Origin of the sequence: Shigella sp. FC1567, from assembly GCF_001743015.1 — a bacterium.
Lineage (GTDB): Bacteria > Pseudomonadota > Gammaproteobacteria > Enterobacterales > Enterobacteriaceae > Escherichia > Escherichia coli.
The window spans coordinates 1-20,451 of record NZ_MIIV01000222.1 but is presented as its reverse complement, the minus strand read 5'-3'; the positions used below and the strand labels follow the sequence as shown (position 1 = coordinate 20,451).

Annotated in this window: 14 protein-coding genes and 4 pseudogenes; 13 read left to right on the top strand and 5 right to left on the bottom strand. The window is 50.8% G+C overall.

Features of this window, described 5'->3' with window-relative positions:
- Window positions 1-3 precede the first annotated feature (3 nt).
- The 3 genes from cyoA to BHE85_RS13710 form a co-directional block, all read right to left on the bottom strand.
- Window positions 4-951, bottom strand: a complete 948-nt coding sequence (cyoA, locus tag BHE85_RS13720) for a cytochrome o ubiquinol oxidase subunit II (RefSeq protein WP_001239441.1) — start codon at window positions 949-951, stop codon at window positions 4-6.
- 460 nt (window positions 952-1,411) lie between these two features.
- Entirely contained in the window at window positions 1,412-2,887 is a 1,476-nt protein-coding gene (gene ampG, locus BHE85_RS13715) for a muropeptide MFS transporter AmpG (RefSeq protein WP_000098438.1), read from the bottom strand.
- A gap of 43 nt (window positions 2,888-2,930) precedes the next feature.
- Window positions 2,931-3,509, bottom strand: a complete 579-nt coding sequence (locus BHE85_RS13710; RefSeq protein ID WP_004981059.1) for a lipoprotein — start codon at window positions 3,507-3,509, stop codon at window positions 2,931-2,933.
- A gap of 304 nt (window positions 3,510-3,813) precedes the next feature.
- Here BHE85_RS13710 and bolA point away from each other — a divergent pair, with 304 nt between their 5' ends.
- The 9 genes and pseudogenes from bolA to fadM all read left to right on the top strand — a co-directional run bounded on the left by bolA (window position 3,814) and on the right by fadM (window position 14,141).
- Entirely contained in the window at window positions 3,814-4,131 is a 318-nt protein-coding gene (gene bolA / locus BHE85_RS13705; RefSeq protein WP_000973448.1) for a transcriptional regulator BolA, read from the top strand.
- Window positions 4,132-4,474: 343 nt separating this feature from the next.
- Complete coding sequence (tig, locus tag BHE85_RS13700; RefSeq protein ID WP_001198394.1) at window positions 4,475-5,773, top strand: trigger factor; 1,299 nt, start codon at window positions 4,475-4,477, stop codon at window positions 5,771-5,773.
- A 244-nt stretch (window positions 5,774-6,017) separates the two neighbouring features.
- Window positions 6,018-6,641 (top strand): ATP-dependent Clp endopeptidase proteolytic subunit ClpP, encoded by a 624-nt coding sequence (gene clpP, locus BHE85_RS13695; RefSeq protein WP_000122253.1) that lies wholly within the window; start codon window positions 6,018-6,020, stop codon window positions 6,639-6,641.
- A 125-nt stretch (window positions 6,642-6,766) separates the two neighbouring features.
- Complete coding sequence (clpX, locus tag BHE85_RS13690; RefSeq protein WP_000130305.1) at window positions 6,767-8,041, top strand: ATP-dependent protease ATP-binding subunit ClpX; 1,275 nt, start codon at window positions 6,767-6,769, stop codon at window positions 8,039-8,041.
- A 187-nt stretch (window positions 8,042-8,228) separates the two neighbouring features.
- Window positions 8,229-10,582, top strand: a pseudogene (lon, locus tag BHE85_RS13685) (endopeptidase La).
- A gap of 190 nt (window positions 10,583-10,772) precedes the next feature.
- A complete protein-coding gene (gene hupB, locus BHE85_RS13680; RefSeq protein WP_254892905.1) occupies window positions 10,773-11,063 on the top strand; it encodes a nucleoid-associated protein HU-beta in 291 nt (96 codons plus the stop codon).
- 191 nt (window positions 11,064-11,254) lie between these two features.
- On the top strand, window positions 11,255-13,126 hold the full coding sequence (gene ppiD / locus BHE85_RS13675; protein ID WP_000969372.1) for a peptidylprolyl isomerase: 1,872 nt from the start codon (window positions 11,255-11,257) through the stop codon (window positions 13,124-13,126).
- A 151-nt stretch (window positions 13,127-13,277) separates the two neighbouring features.
- Window positions 13,278-13,649, top strand: coding sequence for a helix-hairpin-helix domain-containing protein (locus tag BHE85_RS13670; RefSeq protein ID WP_000680312.1), 372 nt, complete (start codon window positions 13,278-13,280; stop codon window positions 13,647-13,649).
- Between the two features lie 93 nt (window positions 13,650-13,742).
- A complete protein-coding gene (fadM, locus tag BHE85_RS13665) occupies window positions 13,743-14,141 on the top strand; it encodes a long-chain acyl-CoA thioesterase FadM (RefSeq protein WP_001194534.1) in 399 nt (132 codons plus the stop codon).
- A 51-nt stretch (window positions 14,142-14,192) separates the two neighbouring features.
- On the opposite strand, the gene queC is transcribed toward fadM, so the two are convergent.
- Both queC and BHE85_RS13655 read right to left on the bottom strand, forming a co-directional pair.
- Window positions 14,193-14,888, bottom strand: a complete 696-nt coding sequence (queC, locus tag BHE85_RS13660) for a 7-cyano-7-deazaguanine synthase QueC (RefSeq protein ID WP_000817229.1) — start codon at window positions 14,886-14,888, stop codon at window positions 14,193-14,195.
- 64 nt (window positions 14,889-14,952) lie between these two features.
- A pseudogene (locus BHE85_RS13655) lies at window positions 14,953-16,654 on the bottom strand (SgrR family transcriptional regulator).
- A 99-nt stretch (window positions 16,655-16,753) separates the two neighbouring features.
- On the opposite strand from BHE85_RS13655, the gene cof reads away from it, so the two are divergent.
- The 4 genes and pseudogenes from cof to BHE85_RS13630 all read left to right on the top strand — a co-directional run.
- The gene (cof, locus tag BHE85_RS13645) at window positions 16,754-17,536 is read left to right on the top strand and encodes an HMP-PP phosphatase (RefSeq protein ID WP_039063990.1); all 783 of its coding nucleotides are present in this window, start codon (window positions 16,754-16,756) and stop codon (window positions 17,534-17,536) included.
- 188 nt (window positions 17,537-17,724) lie between these two features.
- Window positions 17,725-18,183, top strand: a complete 459-nt coding sequence (gene decR / locus BHE85_RS13640; protein WP_000884589.1) for a DNA-binding transcriptional regulator DecR — start codon at window positions 17,725-17,727, stop codon at window positions 18,181-18,183.
- A 29-nt stretch (window positions 18,184-18,212) separates the two neighbouring features.
- A pseudogene (locus tag BHE85_RS13635) lies at window positions 18,213-19,865 on the top strand (SmdA family multidrug ABC transporter permease/ATP-binding protein); the annotation flags it as partial.
- A 113-nt stretch (window positions 19,866-19,978) separates the two neighbouring features.
- A pseudogene (locus tag BHE85_RS13630) lies at window positions 19,979-20,451 on the top strand (IS110-like element ISEc11 family transposase); the annotation flags it as partial.

Here is a 20,451-nt window from a genome sequence, read left to right as displayed (position 1 = left end):
CCTTTAATGGGCGGATTCCGCGTGGCTCATGTCCATGCCTTCCATACCTTCGTGTGCGCTGTGCTCACCTTCTGGCTGGGTCATGTCCATGCTCTTACCGTGAGCCATAAACTTGTTAATCACATCAGCAAACAAGTCTGGTTTCACGTTGGAGAAATATTCCACCTGGTTGTATTCGCTAGGCGCGGCCAGTTTTTCGAACGCAGCCATGTCAGACATGGTGTTCGGCGACTGCTTCGCTTTTGCGACCCACTGGTCGAATTCGGCGCGATCCGGTGTTGCAATAGCTTTGAACTTCATGCCTGAGAAGCCCGGGCCGCTGTAGCTGGCGGAGATACCGTCATAAGTACCGGGTTCGTTGGCGATCAGATGCAGGCGAGTCTGCATACCAGCCATGGCATAAATCTGGCTACCCAGACGCGGAATGAAGAAGGAGTTCATCACGGAGTTGGAGGTCACTTTGAAGTACACCGGAGTGTTCGCCGGGAAAGCGATTTCATTCACGGTAGCAATGCCCTGTTCCGGGTAGATGAAGAACCATTTCCAGTCCATGGAAACCACTTCGATGGTAATGGGCTTCTCGTCGTGTGCCAGCGGCTTGCTAGGCTCAAGAGCGTGAGTGGTTTTCCAGGTCAGTACCGCAAGGAAGATGATGATTAAGATAGGTACCGTCCAGACCACAGCTTCCACTTTATTGGAGTGTGACCAGTTCGGGCTGTACTTAGCATCTTTATTGCTCGCACGATACTTCCAGGCGAAACCAACAGCCATCAAGATTGCGGGAATAACGACAATCAACATCAGGCCAAATGCCGTCAGTATCAGTGAACGTTGCTCCAGACCAATCTGTCCTTTGGGATCTAACAGCGCAGAATTACAGCCACTGAGCAATACAGTGCCTGCAAATAATGACAACCATCCCAAACTTTTATTGTATTTCCTGAGTCTCATTTAACGACCTCAATTCCACGGGATCTGGTGGCGTTTAAAGTGTGTGGGCATTTTATGGGAAGGTTACATTACTGTAAACATGATTAAATTCCTGTTACTTGGATTTGACTGTCAGGTCACATATGTTGCAAAACATATCAAGTTGATTTTAAGAAGCTGTTGCAAAAGGGCGTTATAACGAAAGGGGAGTGCAGAAGGAGTTTGGACGGGCAATTGGTATAACCAATCTGGAATAAAATAATTGTTTAACAAATAATTATCATTATGGTGACAATTGGGTGGGGGGAAAATAAAGACTCGTTAGCTGAATCGTGTAAGAAAAAATAGAATTCATAAATTGCGTCAATAATTTCCAAACGCTAAGCCGCACAAAAGAACAAATATTATTAAGCGATACTGATGTTTATTTAGCCGTAATAATTACGGCGAGTGATTACTACAGCTAAATAATATTTACAGATTACGTCAGATGCGTTTTTCGTAGAGCCAGATAATCCAGCAAACCACCAAGCACGACGCCAGAAAGGGCGACTAAAACCCCGACTTCCAGCAGAGCAGGCAGGAAAGAGAAGTGCGTCAAATCCAGCGCGTCCATCGTCAACAGCAGTAACCACACGGCCAACAGGCTGACGCCCGCCGCCAGTGTCCACATGGCAAAGGCATAACCTGCCGGATATTCGGTACGGGAGATAAAGTTGTCATTTACTCGTGTATATTCAAGCGTCTGGCGGCAAACCAGCAGCAAAATAAGCCCCGGTACGGCAGCGGCGACGGAGAATAGATAGAATGTCGACCAGCCGTGTGCTTCAACAAACCAACCCGCCACGGGGCCGACATAAACTCGTCCTACAGCGGAAAGCGCTGAGAGCAGGGCAAATTGAGTAGCGGAAAATGACTTATTACACAGCGTCATTAACAGCGCGACAAAGGCTGATGTGCCCATCCCGCCACAGAGGTTTTCGAAAAAGACGGCTGCGCCCATGCTGTAGAGATGCTTATCAGTAATCGACAGCAGCCAGTAACCAGCGTTAGACGCACCTTGTAAAATGCCGAAAATCAGCAGCGCCCGGAACAGCGACAGGCGCTGCATCAAAATCCCACCGTACAATGCGCCCACAATGGTCGCCAGTAAGCCAAGCGTTTTGTTAACCACGCCTACTTCACCCGCATCAAACCCGACGCCGCGAATCAAAAACGTGGTTGTCAGGCTCATGGCGAATGCGTCGCCCAGCTTATACAGCACGATAAGAAGCAAAATAAGCCAGGCATTATTGCGACCAAAGAAATCTCGCAGAGGTGCAACAACCGCTTGTTCCAGCGTTTTTGGCACAGGAATGGTGTCGGTCGGTTCTGGTGCAAGCAACGTCGCGATAATACAAGGGATCAACAGCGCCGCCATCAACCAGTACATGCCCTGCCAGCCCAGCCATTTATCTGCCAGCCACAGGGCTAAGCCGCCGGAAACCAGCATCCCTAAACGGTAACCCAGCACGCTGATTGCCGCGCCCGCACCACGTTCTTCTGCCGGGAGCACATCGGTTTTCCACGCATCGAAGACAATATCCTGGGAGGCCGAGCAAAAAGCGATCACCACCGCCAGTGCCGCCATCCAGCGGAGTTGGGTGCCAGGTTCGAGAAAACCCATCGCCGCAATGGCGACTAATAACAGGATTTGCGTGGCGAGCAGCCAACCGCGCCGCCGCCCAAAAAATGGGGGCGTGTAGCGGTCCATCAGCGGTGACCAGAGGAATTTAAAAACGTAAGCCTGGCCTACCAGAGAGAAGAAACCAATGGTTTTGAGATCAATATTCTCGACCGTCATCCAGGCCTGTAAGGTACCGGATGTCAGGGCGAGCGGTAGCCCGGAAGCAAAACCCAGGATCAGCAATATGGCTGAACGCGGCTGTTGAAAAATACGTAAATATTGACTGGACATGGGCGTCTACAGGCCCGGTTTGCACCGGGCCAGAGGGCAGAAATTAACGCGCGTTCTGCTTGATGAATTCGTGAATGCTGGTGTCCTGAGACATATCAGCGATGGTATCGGTCAGCACACTGTTAACCGCATCGGCGATATTTTTGTTGGAGGCCTGGAACGCACCTTCAACGTTGTAGCTGGCACGATAGTTTTTGGTTATTTTGTTGCCATTCTGCGCGGTAGCGATGATGGCGATATCCGCTTTGGTAGCGATGTTGTAGCGCACGTTGCCCTGGGACACGTCAGCATACAGTTGGCTAACGATGATTTGCAGATTAACCGGGCCATTCGGACCAACCATGTAACCACGCGCGGTCATCTGTTTTTCCAGCACTTCTTGCAGCAGGAAACGCAGATCGCGGGAGGCGGCCAGGGTAACGATTTGATTATCGCGGGTGACTTTTGCCAGCGCCTGATCGGTACGCTGATCGGCACCATTAATGCTTACGGTGACGCCCATCAGGCTTGGATCCTGCTGTGGCAGTGTAATCGTCGGGGAAACTTCAATAGTTGTTGGCGGTTTTGCGCATCCTGCAAGCATAAACAGAGCAACTAACGGGAAGAGGATTTTTTTGAACATGTTCGGGCTCTCAGAGACTCTTAAGCGTGTTTGGTAAAAATTCCCGCCATCATAACATTGCCAACGGCGAGGGGAAGTGGGTAAGGCATGTAAATTCATCATGTTGACGAAATAATCACCCCTGGTAAAAGAAACGCTGATGCGAGGCCTGTGTTTCAATCTTTAAATCAGTAAACTTCATACGCTTGACGGAAAAACCAGGACGAAACCTAAATATTTGTTGTTAAGCTGCAATGGAAACGGTAAAAGCGGCTAGTATTTAAAGGGATGGATGACATCTCAGCGTTGTCGGAGGAGATATTTCATGATGATACGTGAGCGGATAGAAGAAAAATTAAGGGCGGCGTTCCAACCCGTATTCCTCGAAGTAGTGGATGAAAGCTATCGTCACAATGTCCCAGCCGGCTCTGAAAGCCATTTTAAAGTTGTGCTGGTCAGCGATCGTTTTACGGGTGAACGTTTTCTGAATCGTCATCGAATGATTTACAGTACTTTAGCGGAGGAACTCTCTACTACCGTTCATGCGCTGGCTCTGCATACTTACACTATTAAGGAGTGGGAAGGGTTGCAGGACACCGTCTTTGCCTCTCCTCCCTGTCGTGGAGCAGGAAGCATCGCGTAAAAACGCATTTGCAACTGTCGGCGCTTTTTCAGTATGTTGCTAAAGATTTTATGAAAAACGGCCTGCGGGCCGTTTTGTTTTGTCTGGATTTTGCGCTTTTTGCCCAGCATTCAGACGAAAATTGCCCGGGAATTGTGAAAAAATACGCGACAGCGCGCAATAACCGTTCTCGACTCATAAAAGTGATGCCGCTATAATGCCGCGTCCTATTTGAATGCTTTCGGGATGATTCTGGTAACAGGGAATGTGATTGATTATAAGAACATCCCGGTTCCGCGAAGCCAACAACCTGTGCTTGCGGGGTAAGAGTTGACCGAGCACTGTGATTTTTTGAGGTAACAAGATGCAAGTTTCAGTTGAAACCACTCAAGGCCTTGGCCGCCGTGTAACGATTACTATCGCTGCTGACAGCATCGAGACCGCTGTTAAAAGCGAGCTGGTCAACGTTGCGAAAAAAGTACGTATTGACGGCTTCCGCAAAGGCAAAGTGCCAATGAATATCGTTGCTCAGCGTTATGGCGCGTCTGTACGCCAGGACGTTCTGGGTGACCTGATGAGCCGTAACTTCATTGACGCCATCATTAAAGAAAAAATCAATCCGGCTGGCGCACCGACTTATGTTCCGGGCGAATACAAGCTGGGTGAAGACTTCACTTACTCTGTAGAGTTTGAAGTTTATCCGGAAGTTGAACTGCAGGGTCTGGAAGCGATCGAAGTTGAAAAACCGATCGTTGAAGTGACCGACGCTGACGTTGACGGCATGCTGGATACTCTGCGTAAACAGCAGGCGACCTGGAAAGAAAAAGACAGCGCTGTTGAAGCAGAAGACCGCGTAACCATCGACTTCACCGGTTCTGTAGACAGCGAAGAGTTCGAAGGCGGTAAAGCGTCTGATTTCGTACTGGCGATGGGCCAGGGTCGTATGATCCCGGGCTTTGAAGACGGTATCAAAGGCCACAAAGCTGGCGAAGAGTTCACCATCGACGTGACCTTCCCGGAAGAATACCACGCAGAAAACCTGAAAGGTAAAGCAGCGAAATTCGCTATCAACCTGAAGAAAGTTGAAGAGCGTGAACTGCCGGAACTGACTGCAGAATTCATCAAACGTTTCGGCGTTGAAGATGGTTCCGTAGAAGGTCTGCGCGCTGAAGTGCGTAAAAACATGGAGCGCGAGCTGAAGAGCGCCATCCGTAACCGCGTTAAGTCTCAGGCGATCGAAGGTCTGGTAAAAGCTAACGACATCGACGTACCGGCTGCGCTGATCGACAGCGAAATCGACGTTCTGCGTCGCCAGGCTGCACAGCGTTTCGGTGGCAACGAAAAACAAGCTCTGGAACTGCCGCGCGAACTGTTCGAAGAACAGGCTAAACGCCGCGTAGTTGTTGGCCTGCTGCTGGGCGAAGTTATCCGCACCAACGAGCTGAAAGCTGACGAAGAGCGCGTGAAAGGCCTGATCGAAGAGATGGCTTCTGCGTACGAAGATCCGAAAGAAGTTATCGAGTTCTACAGCAAAAACAAAGAACTGATGGACAACATGCGCAATGTTGCTCTGGAAGAACAGGCTGTTGAAGCTGTACTGGCGAAAGCGAAAGTGACTGAAAAAGAAACCACTTTCAACGAGCTGATGAACCAGCAGGCGTAATTTACGCAGCATAACGCGCTAAATTCGCACAAAGGCCCGTCACCGCCAGGTGGTGGGCTTTTTTTGTCATGAATTTTGCATGGAACCGTGCGAAAAGCCTCTTTCGGTGTTAGCGTAACAACAAAAGATTGTTATGCTTGAAATATGGTGATGCCGTACCCATAACACAGGGACTAGCTGATAATCCGTCCATAAGGTTACAATCGGTACAGCAGGTTTTTTCAATTTTATCCAGGAGACGGAAATGTCATACAGCGGCGAACGAGATAACTTTGCACCCCATATGGCGCTGGTGCCGATGGTCATTGAACAGACCTCACGCGGTGAGCGCTCTTTTGATATCTATTCTCGTCTACTTAAGGAACGCGTCATTTTTCTGACTGGCCAGGTTGAAGACCACATGGCTAACCTGATTGTGGCGCAGATGCTGTTCCTGGAAGCGGAAAACCCAGAAAAAGATATCTATCTGTACATTAACTCCCCAGGCGGGGTGATCACTGCCGGGATGTCTATCTATGACACCATGCAGTTTATCAAGCCTGATGTCAGCACCATCTGTATGGGCCAGGCGGCCTCGATGGGCGCTTTCTTGCTGACCGCAGGGGCAAAAGGTAAACGTTTTTGCCTGCCGAATTCGCGCGTGATGATTCACCAACCGTTGGGCGGCTACCAGGGCCAGGCGACCGATATCGAAATTCATGCCCGTGAAATTCTGAAAGTTAAAGGGCGCATGAATGAACTTATGGCGCTTCATACGGGTCAATCATTAGAACAGATTGAACGTGATACCGAGCGCGATCGCTTCCTTTCCGCCCCTGAAGCGGTGGAATACGGTCTGGTCGATTCGATTCTGACCCATCGTAATTGATGCCAGAGGCGCAACTGTGCCGCTATACTTATCCAGGGCGGCACAACGCTGTAAGCGGCTTGCGCCTGAGAATGGCATTTGCGTCGTCGTGTGCGGCACAAAGAACAAAGAAGAGGTTTTGACCCATGACAGATAAACGCAAAGATGGCTCAGGCAAATTGCTGTATTGCTCTTTTTGCGGCAAAAGCCAGCATGAAGTGCGCAAGCTGATTGCCGGTCCATCCGTGTATATCTGCGACGAATGTGTTGATTTATGTAACGACATCATTCGCGAAGAGATTAAAGAAGTTGCACCGCATCGTGAACGCAGTGCGCTACCGACGCCGCATGAAATTCGCAACCACCTGGACGATTACGTTATCGGCCAGGAACAGGCGAAAAAAGTGCTGGCGGTCGCGGTATACAACCATTACAAACGTCTGCGCAACGGCGATACCAGCAATGGTGTCGAGTTGGGCAAAAGTAACATTCTGCTGATCGGTCCGACCGGTTCCGGTAAAACGCTGCTGGCTGAAACGCTGGCGCGCCTGCTGGATGTTCCGTTCACCATGGCCGACGCGACTACACTGACCGAAGCCGGTTATGTGGGTGAAGACGTTGAAAACATCATTCAGAAGCTGTTGCAGAAATGCGACTACGATGTCCAGAAAGCACAGCGTGGTATTGTCTACATCGATGAAATCGACAAGATTTCTCGTAAGTCGGACAACCCGTCTATTACCCGTGACGTTTCCGGTGAAGGCGTACAGCAGGCACTGTTGAAACTGATCGAAGGTACTGTTGCTGCCGTTCCACCGCAGGGCGGGCGTAAGCATCCGCAGCAGGAATTTTTGCAGGTTGATACCTCCAAGATCCTGTTTATTTGTGGCGGTGCGTTTGCCGGTCTGGATAAAGTGATTTCCCACCGTGTAGAAACCGGCTCCGGCATTGGTTTTGGCGCGACGGTAAAAGCGAAGTCCGACAAAGCAAGCGAAGGCGAGCTGCTGGCGCAGGTTGAACCGGAAGATCTGATCAAGTTTGGTCTTATCCCTGAGTTTATTGGTCGTCTGCCGGTTGTCGCAACGTTGAATGAACTGAGCGAAGAAGCTCTGATTCAGATCCTCAAAGAGCCGAAAAACGCCCTGACCAAGCAGTATCAGGCGCTGTTTAATCTGGAAGGCGTGGATCTGGAATTCCGTGACGAGGCGCTGGATGCTATCGCTAAGAAAGCGATGGCGCGTAAAACCGGTGCCCGTGGCCTGCGTTCCATCGTAGAAGCCGCACTGCTCGATACCATGTACGATCTGCCGTCCATGGAAGATGTCGAAAAAGTGGTTATCGACGAGTCGGTAATTGATGGTCAAAGCAAACCGTTGCTGATTTATGGTAAGCCGGAAGCGCAACAGGCATCTGGTGAATAATTAACCATTCCCATACAATTAGTTAACCAAAAAGGGGGGATTTTATCTCCCCTTTAATTTTTCCTCTATTCTCGGCGTTGAATGTGGGGGAAACATCCCCATATACTGACGTACATGTTAATAGATGGCGTGAAGCACAGTCGTGTCATCTGATTACCTGGCGGAAATTAAACTAAGAGAGAGCTCTATGAATCCTGAGCGTTCTGAACGCATTGAAATCCCCGTATTGCCGCTGCGCGATGTGGTGGTTTATCCGCACATGGTCATTCCCTTATTTGTCGGGCGGGAAAAATCTATCCGTTGTCTGGAAGCGGCGATGGACCATGATAAAAAAATTATGCTGGTCGCGCAGAAAGAAGCTTCAACGGATGAGCCGGGTGTAAACGATCTTTTCACCGTCGGGACCGTGGCCTCTATATTGCAGATGCTGAAACTGCCTGACGGCACCGTCAAAGTGCTGGTCGAGGGGTTACAGCGCGCGCGTATTTCTGCGCTCTCTGACAATGGCGAACACTTTTCTGCGAAGGCGGAGTATCTGGAGTCGCCGACCATTGATGAGCGGGAACAGGAAGTGCTGGTGCGTACTGCAATCAGCCAGTTCGAAGGCTACATCAAGCTGAACAAAAAAATCCCACCAGAAGTGCTGACGTCGCTGAATAGCATCGACGATCCGGCGCGTCTGGCGGATACCATTGCTGCACATATGCCACTGAAACTGGCTGACAAACAGTCCGTTCTGGAGATGTCCGACGTTAACGAACGTCTGGAATATCTGATGGCAATGATGGAATCGGAAATCGATCTGCTGCAGGTTGAGAAACGCATTCGCAACCGCGTTAAAAAGCAGATGGAGAAATCCCAGCGTGAGTACTATCTGAACGAGCAAATGAAAGCTATTCAGAAAGAACTCGGTGAAATGGACGACGCGCCGGACGAAAACGAAGCCCTGAAGCGCAAAATCGACGCGGCGAAGATGCCGAAAGAGGCAAAAGAGAAAGCGGAAGCAGAGTTGCAGAAGCTGAAAATGATGTCTCCGATGTCGGCAGAAGCGACCGTAGTGCGTGGTTATATCGACTGGATGGTACAGGTACCGTGGAATGCGCGCAGCAAGGTCAAAAAAGACTGCGTCAGGCGCAGGAAATCCTTGATACCGACCATTATGGTCTGGAGCGCGTGAAAGATCGCATCCTTGAGTACCTTGCGGTTCAAAGCCGTGTCAACAAAATCAAGGGACCGATCCTCTGCCTGGTAGGGCCGCCGGGGGTAGGTAAAACCTCTCTTGGTCAGTCCATTGCCAAAGCCACCGGGCGTAAATATGTCCGTATGGCGCTGGGCGGCGTGCGTGATGAAGCGGAAATCCGTGGTCACCGCCGTACTTACATCGGTTCTATGCCGGGTAAACTGATCCAGAAAATGGCGAAAGTGGGCGTGAAAAACCCGCTGTTCCTGCTCGATGAGATCGACAAAATGTCTTCTGACATGCGAGGCGATCCGGCCTCTGCACTGCTTGAAGTGCTGGATCCAGAGCAGAACGTAGCGTTCAGCGACCACTACCTGGAAGTGGATTACGATCTCAGCGACGTGATGTTTGTCGCGACGTCGAACTCCATGAACATTCCGGCACCGCTGCTGGATCGTATGGAAGTGATTCGCCTCTCCGGTTATACCGAAGATGAAAAACTGAACATCGCCAAACGTCACCTGCTGCCGAAGCAGATTGAACGTAATGCACTGAAAAAAGGTGAGCTGACCGTCGACGATAGCGCCATTATCGGCATTATTCGTTACTACACCCGTGAGGCGGGCGTGCGTGGTCTGGAGCGTGAAATCTCCAAACTGTGCCGCAAAGCGGTTAAGCAGTTACTGCTCGATAAGTCATTAAAACATATCGAAATTAACGGCGATAACCTGCATGACTACCTCGGTGTTCAGCGTTTCGACTATGGTCGCGCTGATAACGAAAACTGTGTCGGTCAGGTAACCGGTCTGGCGTGGACGGAAGTGGGCGGTGACTTGCTGACCATTGAAACCGCATGTGTTCCGGGTAAAGGCAAACTGACCTATACCGGTTCGCTCGGCGAAGTGATGCAGGAGTCTATTCAGGCGGCGTTAACGGTGGTTCGTGCGCGTGCGGAAAAACTGGGGATCAACCCTGATTTTTACGAAAAACGTGACATCCACGTCCACGTACCGGAAGGTGCGACGCCGAAAGATGGTCCGAGTGCCGGTATTGCTATGTGCACCGCGCTGGTTTCTTGCCTGACCGGTAACCCGGTTCGTGCCGATGTGGCAATGACCGGTGAGATCACTCTGCGTGGTCAGGTACTGCCGATCGGTGGTTTGAAAGAAAAACTCCTGGCAGCGCATCGCGGCGGGATTAAAACAGTGCTAATTCCGTTCGAAAATAAACGCGATCTGGAAGAGATTCCTGACAACGTAATTGCCGATCTGGACATTCATCCTGTGAAGCGCATTGAGGAAGTTCTGACTCTGGCGCTGCAAAATGAACCGTCTGGCATGCAGGTTGTGACTGCAAAATAGTGACCTCGCGCAAAATGCACTAATAAAAACAGGGCTGGCAGGCTAATTCGGGCTTGCCAGCCTTTTTTTGTCTCGCTAAGTTAGATGGCGGATCGGGCTTGCCCTTATTAAGGGGTGTTGTAAGGGGATGGCTGGCCTGATATAACTGCTGCGCGTTCGTACCTTGAAGGATTCAAGTGCGATATAAATTATAAAGAGGAAGAGAAGAGTGAATAAATCTCAATTGATCGACAAGATTGCTGCAGGGGCTGATATCTCTAAAGCTGCGGCTGGCCGTGCGTTAGATGCTATTATTGCTTCCGTAACTGAATCTCTGAAAGAAGGGGATGATGTAGCACTGGTAGGTTTTGGTACTTTTGCCGTTAAAGAGCGTGCTGCCCGTACTGGCCGCAACCCGCAGACCGGTAAAGAGATCACCATCGCTGCTGCTAAAGTACCGAGCTTCCGTGCAGGTAAAGCACTGAAAGACGCGGTAAACTAAGCGTTGTCCCCGGTGGGGATGTGACGAAGTTCAAGGGCGCATCTACTGATGTGCCTTTTTTATTTGTATTCGGTGACTTTCTGCGTCTTGTGGGCTGACAATTGCCCCCGTTTCTTGTCACAATAGGCCTTTGCGCGCATCGATACGTTGCGTGAGGTACACAGTCATCTACAGCGGAGTGTTGTTACACCATGATGGACAGCTTACGCACGGCTGCAAACAGTCTCGTGCTCAAGATTATTTTCGGTATCATTATCGTGTCGTTCATATTGACCGGCGTGAGTGGTTACCTGATTGGCGGAGGCAATAACTACGCCGCAAAAGTGAATGACCAGGAAATCAGCCGTGGGCAGTTCGAGAACGCCTTTAACAGCGAGCGTAATCGCATGCAGCAACAGCTGGGCGATCAATACTCCGAGCTGGCAGCGAATGAAGGCTATATGAAAACCCTGCGTCAACAGGTGCTGAATCGTCTGATCGACGAGGCGCTGTTGGATCAGTACGCTCGTGAGCTGAAACTGGGTATCAGTGATGAGCAGGTTAAACAGGCGATTTTCGCGACCCCAGCCTTCCAGGTTGACGGCAAATTTGATAACAGCCGCTATAACGGTATCCTCAACCAGATGGGGATGACCGCCGATCAGTACGCCCAGGCGCTGCGTAACCAGCTCACTACCCAACAGCTGATTAACGGTGTTGCCGGTACCGATTTTATGCTGAAAGGTGAAACCGACGAGCTGGCGGCACTGGTCGCGCAACAACGCGTGGTGCGTGAGGCGACTATCGATGTTAACGCGCTGGCGGCGAAGCAGCCTGTGACCGAACAGGAGATTGCCAGCTACTACGAACAAAACAAAAACAATTTCATGACGCCGGAACAATTCCGCGTGAGTTACATCAAGCTGGATGCCGCAACGATGCAGCAACCGGTTAGCGATGCGGATATCCAGAGCTACTACGATCAGCATCAGGATCAATTCACCCAGCCGCAGCGTACCCGCTACAGCATCATCCAGACCAAAACTGAAGATGAAGCGAAAGCGGTACTTGATGAGCTGAATAAAGGCGGTGATTTTGCTGCATTAGCCAAAGAAAAATCTGCCGATATTATCTCTGCCCGTAACGGCGGCGATATGGGTTGGTTAGAAGATGCCACTATCCCCGACGAACTGAAAAATGCTGGTCTGAAAGAAAAAGGCCAACTGTCTGGTGTCATCAAATCTTCGGTCGGTTTCCTGATTGTACGTCTGGACGACATTCAGCCAGCGAAAGTGAAATCGTTAGACGAAGTACGTGACGACATTGCGGCGAAAGTGAAACACGAAAAAGCCCTCGATGCGTACTATGCGCTGCAGCAGAAAGTGAGCGATGCGGCAAGCAACGACACAGAGTCTCTGGCCGGTGCAGAGCAAGCTGCCGGCGTTAAAGCCACTCAGACGGGTTGGTTCAGCAAAGATAACCTGCCGGAAGAGTTGAACTTCAAGCCGGTTGCCGACGCTATCTTTAACGGCGGTCTGGTAGGTGAAAACGGCGCGCCGGGCATCAACTCTGACATCATCACCGTAGACGGCGACCGTGCATTCGTGCTGCGCATCAGCGAGCACAAACCGGAAGCGGTGAAACCGTTGGCAGATGTTCAGGAACAAGTTAAGGCACTGGTTCAGCACAACAAAGCTGAACAACAGGCGAAAGTGGATGCTGAGAAACTGCTGGTTGATTTGAAAGCCGGCAAAGGTGCGGAAGCTATGCAGGCTGCCGGTCTGAAATTTGGCGAGCCGAAAACCTTAAGCCGTTCCGGTCGTGACCCGATTAGCCAGGCGGCGTTTGCACTGCCACTGCCAGCGAAAGACAAACCGAGCTACGGTATGGCGACCGATATGCAAGGTAATGTGGTTCTGCTGGCGCTGGATGAAGTGAAACAAGGTTCAATGCCGGAAGATCAGAAAAAAGCGATGGTGCAGGGTATCACCCAGAACAACGCACAAATCGTCTTTGAAGCTCTGATGAGTAACCTGCGTAAAGAGGCGAAAATCAAAATTGGCGATGCGCTGGAACAGCAATAATCCTGAAGCCGCCTCGCAAAAAAATGCGTTGCAGCTGTAACAAGAAAAAGGTCGCTTTCGCGGCCTTTTCCATTTCTGAACATTGCCATTTGTTTACTGTTTTCACTGCCGTTAAGGTGATTCCACTGTTAACAAACAAGGAGAAAACAGTATGAAACACGGAATTAAAGCACTGCTCATTACCCTGTCCCTGGCCTGTGCCGGAATGTCTCATAGCGCGCTGGCGGCAGCTTCTGTGGCGAAACCGACGGCGGTAGAAACCAAAGCGGAAGCTCCTGCAGCACAAAGTAAAGCAGCAGTACCGGCGAAAGCCAGTGACGAAGAAGGCACCCGGGTCAGCATTAATAATGCCAGCGCGGAAGAGCTAGCCCGCGCGATGAATGGCGTTGGCCTGAAGAAAGCGCAGGCGATTGTCAGTTATCGCGAAGAGTACGGTCCGTTTAAAACAGTGGAGGATCTAAAGCAGGTGCCGGGGATGGGCAATTCGCTGGTGGAACGTAATCTGGCGGTATTAACCCTGTAATTAATTTGCATAGTGGCAATTTTTTGCCAGACTGAAGAGGTCATACCAGTTATGACCTCTGTACTTATAACAACAACGTAAGGTTATTGCGCTATGCAAACACAAATAAAAGTTCGTGGATATCATCTCGACGTTTACCAGCACGTCAACAACGCCCGCTACCTTGAATTTCTCGAAGAAGCCCGCTGGGATGGGTTGGAAAATAGCGACAGTTTTCAGTGGATGACGGCCCATAACATCGCCTTCGTCGTGGTCAATATCAATATTAACTATCGTCGCCCAGCGGTATTAAGTGACCTGTTAACTATTACCAGTCAGTTGCAGCAATTAAACGGTAAAAGCGGCATCTTAAGCCAGGTCATTACACTGGAGCCGGAAGGGCAGGTGGTAGCGGATGCGCTTATTACGTTTGTTTGTATTGATCTTAAAACGCAGAAAGCATTAGCTCTGGAAGGGGAATTGCGCGAAAAGCTGGAGCAGATGGTTAAGTAAACGTTTTGTGGTGCCGGATGCTCAAGCCGCATCCGGCGACACCCGGAATAATTACCTCAACCCGGTTTTCTGCTTCATCGCTGCCATCACCGTCGGTTTATCGGCCAGATAATGATTCAAACCGTTGGCGCGTAAATTACATGCCGCACAATGACCGCAACCGTCGCCTTTAATGCCGTTATAGCAGGTCAACGTTTCGTTACGGACTAAATCCAGTTTGCCGTAATAATCTGCCAGCGCCCAGGTTTCCGCTTTATCAATCCACATCAGCGGCGTTTCAAAACGAATATCTTTCGCCATGCCCAAACTGACGGCATGGTTTAGTGCTTTCACAAACTCATCGCGGCAATCCGGGTAGCCGGAGAAATCCGTTTCACAGACGCCGGTAATTACGGCTTCTGCTTTTACCTGATACGCATATATTGCCGCCAGCGTCAGGAACAAAATATTACGCCCTGGGACAAACGTATTCGGGATGCCATCGGCTTCAGGTTCATAATCAGGCACCGGAATGCTGTCACGTGTCAGGCTGCTGACCGCCAGCTCGTTGAGCAGCGTTACATCAAGAACCTTATGCGCGCGTGCTCCCAGTTTCAGCGCCAGTTCGCGTGCCACGTCGATTTCTGCGCGATGTCGCTGACCGTAATCGAACGTCACGCAATGGACTTCATCATATTGTTGTAATGCCTGCACCAGACAGGTGGTGGAATCCTGGCCTCCACTGAACACAACGACAGCACGTTTCATAGATAATCCTGCTTGAACAATAAAAGCGTTATGGTAACGCCTGCGATTAACCCGGACCAGCTATTCATTGCGACGGCGCGGGAAGCCAGGCTTCGGTAAATTCAAACCAGCCGCGCGGTGTCAGTCGCACACCGTTCACGCCGGGAGGGGCACTAATGCGATAGTGATAGTTGAACAGCGGCGTCAGCGTCGCGTCTGCCATTAACTGGCTAAAAACCGCTTTCAGGGCATTAAATCGGTTTTCCTCATCAGGCATTACTTGCACCGCGTCCAGCGTCGATTGCAGATGTGCATATGCTGGAGCGTCGAAAACATGTGGCCATAGTGGATCGCAACGTAGCCATTGCTCCAGAGTATATTCCGGTGCTTCGCCAATTAATCTGTCGCCCATCATGAGGTCTGCGTGTGCCAGTAGGGTCGTGTCGTCCCAGTTTTTTGCGTTATGAAAAATAATTGTGAGTTCACAGCCTTCCGCTGCCAGTGTCGCCTGTAGGCGTTCTGCCATGGTATGAAGTTCTATCGGTAGGTGATAAACCAGCGTCAAGGTTTTCGGTAGTTTGACTTCATCCGGTACTTGCCAGTGCGGAATAGTCCAGCCTGGCAGTAATGCATGACTGGCGGTGATCAGGTTTTCTCCGACTTCTAACGTTTGTAATAAACCGGATTGATGAATAATGGAGATCACTTTTCGCGCCTGCCAGAGGGAGAGTCGGGGACTTTTGCGCAACGTTAAATAGCAAAAACCTAAACTGATGCCACTACTGACCTGGCTGACCCGTTGCAGCTCCTCCGGTTTGCCGATGGTGATTTGCACGGGATGCCGACAACTGGTTCCCAAATCTTTTTCGAAAAGCGGCGGAGTTATCCAGTACTCAACCGCTTTAAGCAGCGGATGACGCAAATGGTAATAATCATGGCTCTCCAGGCGCACCAGCTCCGCTGTGAATTGTGTTAAGCGAAAAGGACCAGTGCCGATCAGTGGGAATTGCGGATGCGCCAGATGGCTGCAATAGCTCGCCAGCCGGTGCGCAAGCCAGTAATCGGGGCGATGTAAAAAGAAGGTCAGACACTGCGGATGGGTGACTTCAATACGCTTCACGCTAATAAATAATTGATCCAGTGCTGGCAGTTGTAACAGCATCAATAATCGCTGGTGTAAGTGTGAGGCTTTTACTGCATCGCCGTTATGCCAGTGTAGGGTTGAACGAAGATAAAAGTCCCAGCGTAACCCGTCAGTAGAGGTTTCCCAGTGATGCGCTAAATCGCCAATCGGGCGCTGAGTATTATTATCGAAGCGGGTCAGGCCGGAAAATATCTGCCCGGCGAGATGCTGCTCGGCACGGCCGGGCAAAAAGCCTGGTTGTAGCGGTTCGAGCGGGCGATAGTAGGGAATACGCAACGTGGGTGTATCGTTTTGCCATTGTCCGCCCATAAACGGCTGTAACAGAGTGCGTAGCTCACCTGGGGCCAGTTGCGCCAGCTCCAGCACATCTTGCTGCTTTCCGGTTTCCAGTGCCTGTTCCATCATCGCATTGCGTAGCGATTCCGGCGTGACCAGAAAGCGTAATATGTCCGCGCTTTCCGCGTCCTGACTGCGCCTGCCACTCCAGCCATCCCGCCTCCTGTGCCTGACGCAACAGCGTACGAACATGGCGTTCGCTGCAAAAACAGCGTTCGGCCAGTTCGCTGACGGTGACGGTTTGCGGCTTTCCGGCTGAAGGTTGCCACAGACGTTGATACTGGTTAAGACGGTTGAGCAATCGCATATAAACCCGGAACAATATTATTTAACTATTCACTATTACTTCCGTATATATCAGGTGATACTCAATCTCCATTAACCGTGTCACAGAGTGGAGAAAGAAATGGCTCGTCTGGCAGCATTTGATATGGATGGCACTTTATTGATGCCTGACCATCATTTAGGTGAGAAAACCCTCTCTACTTTGGCGCGACTGCGTGAACGCGACATTACCCTCACTTTTGCCACGGGGCGTCATGCGCTGGAGATGCAGCATATTCTCGGGGCGCTATCGCTGGATGCATATTTGATTACCGGCAACGGAACGCTCGTGCATTCTCTGGAAGGTGAACTTTTACATCGTGATGATTTACCTGCGGATGTCGCGGAGCTGGTGCTGTATCAGCAATGGGATACCCGAGCCAGCATGCATATCTTCAATGACGACGGTTGGTTTACCGGGAAAGAGATCCCTGCGTTGTTGCAGGCATTTGTCTATAGCGGTTTTCGTTATCAGATAATCGATGTCAAAAAAATGCCACTCGGCAGCGTCACCAAGATCTGCTTCTGTGGCGATCACGACGATCTTACACGCTTGCAGATCCAGCTATACGAAGCATTAGGCGAGCGTGCACATTTGTGTTTTTCCGCCACGGATTGCCTCGAAGTGCTGCCGGTGGGCTGCAATAAAGGCGCTGCATTGACGGTGCTGACCCAACATCTAGGTTTATCGTTGCGCGATTGCATGGCCTTTGGTGATGCGATGAACGATCGCGAAATGTTAGGCAGCGTCGGTAGCGGGTTTATTATGGGCAATGCGATGCCGCAACTGCGCGCGGAGCTCCCGCATTTACCGGTGATTGGACATTGCCGAAATCAGGCTGTCTCTCACTATTTGACGCACTGACTGGACTATCCACATCTACCTTATTCCCCCGAATAATGAGATCCCTTCCAGCACCGGGCAATTGCCCGGTTTTTTTTGCGTTGAATTTGTCATTTTGTGCCGTGGTGTTTAAACCGCACAGAATAAATTGTCGTGATTTCACCTTTAAAATAGAATTAAAAGAGAAAAAAATTCTCTGTGGAAGGGCTATGTTAGATAAAATTGACCGTAAGCTGCTGGCCTTACTGCAGCAGGATTGCACCCTCTCTTTGCAGGCACTGGCTGAAGCCGTTAATCTGACAACCACCCCTTGCTGGAAGCGCCTGAAACGGCTGGAGGACGACGGTATCCTTATCGGCAAAGTCGCCCTGCTGGATCCGGAAAAAATAGGCCTCGGCCTGACCGCCTTTGTGCTGATAAAAACGCAACATCACAGTAGCGAATGGTATTGCCGCTTTGTCACGGTGGTTACCGAAATGCCAGAAGTGCTGGGGTTCTGGCGCATGGCTGGTGAATACGATTATCTGATGCGCGTCCAGGTTGCCGACATGAAACGCTACGACGAGTTTTATAAGCGTCTGGTAAACAGCGTGCCGGGGCTGTCGGACGTCACTTCCAGCTTCGCGATGGAACAGATTAAATACACCACTTCTTTACCCATCGAATAAATATCCAGAATCAGGTCAGGACACAACGCGTGCGATTATTTGCTCAATTAAGCTGGTATTTCCGTCGGGAATGGCGTCGCTATCTCGGGGCTGTCGCCTTGCTTGTCATTATCGCGATGCTGCAACTGGTTCCGCCAAAAGTGGTTGGTATTGTTGTCGATGGCGTGACAGAACAACACTTTACTACCGGGCAGATCCTGATGTGGATCGCCACCATGGTGCTGATTGCCGTTGTGGTTTATTTCCTGCGTTACGTCTGGCGGGTATTGCTGTTTGGTGCGTCTTATCAACTGGCTGTTGAACTGCGTGAAGATTATTACCGTCAGCTAAGCCGGCAGCATCCTGAGTTTTACCTGCGTCATCGCACGGGTGACCTCATGGCTCGTGCGACCAATGACGTCGTTCGCGTCGTGTTTGCAGCCGGAGAAGGGGTGCTGACGCTGGTGGATTCACTGGTGATGGGCTGCGCTGTGTTGATTATGATGTCTACGCAAATTAGCTGGCAGTTGACCTTATTTGCCCTGTTGCCGATGCCAGTGATGGCGATCATGATCAAGCGCAACGGCGATGCCTTGCATGAACGCTTTAAGCTGGCACAGGCGGCGTTTTCTAGTCTTAATGACCGCACCTAGGAAAGCCTCACCAGTATCCGCATGATCAAAGCCTTTGGTCTGGAAGATCGCCAGTCGGCGTTATTTGCCGCGGATGCCGAAGATACCGGCAAAAAAAACATGCGGGTGGCGCGTATTGATGCTCGTTTCGACCCGACCATCTATATCGCGATTGGTATGGCGAACTTGCTGGCGATTGGCGGCGGTAGTTGGATGGTGGTGCAGGGCAGTTTAACGCTGGGCCAGCTCACCAGTTTTATGATGTATTTAGGTCTGATGATTTGGCCAATGCTGGCGCTGGCATGGATGTTTAACATTGTGGAACGTGGTAGTGCTGCATACAGCCGTATTCGCGCGATGCTGGCGGAAGCGCCGGTGGTGAACGATGGTAGCGAACCCGTGCCGGAAGGGCGTGGCGAACTGGATGTAAATATTCACCAGTTCACGTATCCGCAGACTGACCATCCTGCGCTGGAAAACGTCAATTTCGCCCTGAAACCCGGTCAGATGCTGGGTATCTGCGGGCCGACTGGTTCCGGCAAAAGTACCCTGTTGTCGCTCATTCAGCGTCATTTCGACGTCAGCGAGGGGGATATTCGCTTTCATGATATTCCTCTGACGAAGTTACAACTCGATAGCTGGCGTAGCCGCCTGGCGGTAGTTAGCCAGACACCGTTCCTTTTTTCCGACACCGTAGCGAACAACATCGCGTTGGGTTGCCCGAATGCCACCCAGCAAGAGATTGAGCATGTCGCGCGGTTAGCCAGCGTACATGACGATATTTTGCGTCTACCGCAAGGTTACGATACAGAAGTGGGCGAGCGCGGCGTGATGCTTTCCGGTGGGCAAAAACAGCGTATCTCCATTGCTCGAGCGTTATTAGTCAACGCGGAAATCCTCATCCTTGATGATGCGCTTTCGGCGGTGGACGGACGCACAGAGCACCAGATCCTGCATAACCTGCGTCAGTGGGGACAGGGAAGAACGGTAATCATCAGTGCCCATCGCCTTTCGGCACTGACGGAAGCCAGTGAAAATGTAATGAACGCATCCCACACAATTAAACACGGAGCAGTATGATGGTTAAAAGGGTGAAACTGGCAGGTGTGGAGCCTCGCAGATTTCCGGCATCATAGTGCCCAATACGGGATGCATAAAGCTCCCTCAGACTGGAGACTCCACAAATGAAATATACACCGGTTGGCGTTGATATCGCAAAACATGTCATTCAGATTCACTTCATCAATGAGCACACAGGTGAAGTGGTTGATAAACAGTTGCGTAGACAGGATTTTCTGACGTTCTTCGGCAACCGTGAGCCATGCCTGATTGGTATGGAGGCCTGTGGAGGTTCTCAGCACTGGGCACGGGAACTGACAAAACTTGGTCATAAAGTCCGGTTGTTGCAGGCCCGCTTCGTTAAGGCATTCGTCATGGGCAATAAGAATGATGTGATGGATGCCCGGGCTATCTGGATGGCGGTTCAGCAGCCGGGTAAAGAAATCGCCGTAAAAACAGAAGAACAGCAGTCGGTACTGGTTCTGCACCGTACCCGCATGCAACTGGTGAAGTTCCGGACCGCACAAATTAATGCCCTGCACGGGACGTTACTGGAGTTTGGTGAAACCATCCACAAAGGCCGGGCAGCGATGGAGCG

Excerpts from the sequence above, each read along its gene's own strand:
- BHE85_RS13670 (WP_000680312.1), top strand. The coding sequence starts at position 13,278 with ATGAAACACGGAATTAAAGCACTGCTCATTACCCTGTCCCTGGCCTGT.
- ppiD (WP_000969372.1), top strand. The coding sequence starts at position 11,255 with ATGATGGACAGCTTACGCACGGCTGCAAACAGTCTCGTGCTCAAGATT.
- ampG (WP_000098438.1), bottom strand. The coding sequence starts at position 2,887 with ATGTCCAGTCAATATTTACGTATTTTTCAACAGCCGCGTTCAGCCATA.
- queC (WP_000817229.1), bottom strand. The coding sequence starts at position 14,888 with ATGAAACGTGCTGTCGTTGTGTTCAGTGGAGGCCAGGATTCCACCACC.
- clpX (WP_000130305.1), top strand. The coding sequence starts at position 6,767 with ATGACAGATAAACGCAAAGATGGCTCAGGCAAATTGCTGTATTGCTCT.
- tig (WP_001198394.1), top strand. The coding sequence starts at position 4,475 with ATGCAAGTTTCAGTTGAAACCACTCAAGGCCTTGGCCGCCGTGTAACG.
- bolA (WP_000973448.1), top strand. The coding sequence starts at position 3,814 with ATGATGATACGTGAGCGGATAGAAGAAAAATTAAGGGCGGCGTTCCAA.
- decR (WP_000884589.1), top strand. The coding sequence starts at position 17,725 with ATGTTAGATAAAATTGACCGTAAGCTGCTGGCCTTACTGCAGCAGGAT.
- clpP (WP_000122253.1), top strand. The coding sequence starts at position 6,018 with ATGTCATACAGCGGCGAACGAGATAACTTTGCACCCCATATGGCGCTG.
- cyoA (WP_001239441.1), bottom strand. The coding sequence starts at position 951 with ATGAGACTCAGGAAATACAATAAAAGTTTGGGATGGTTGTCATTATTT.
- cof (WP_039063990.1), top strand. The coding sequence starts at position 16,754 with ATGGCTCGTCTGGCAGCATTTGATATGGATGGCACTTTATTGATGCCT.
- BHE85_RS13710 (WP_004981059.1), bottom strand. The coding sequence starts at position 3,509 with ATGTTCAAAAAAATCCTCTTCCCGTTAGTTGCTCTGTTTATGCTTGCA.
- fadM (WP_001194534.1), top strand. The coding sequence starts at position 13,743 with ATGCAAACACAAATAAAAGTTCGTGGATATCATCTCGACGTTTACCAG.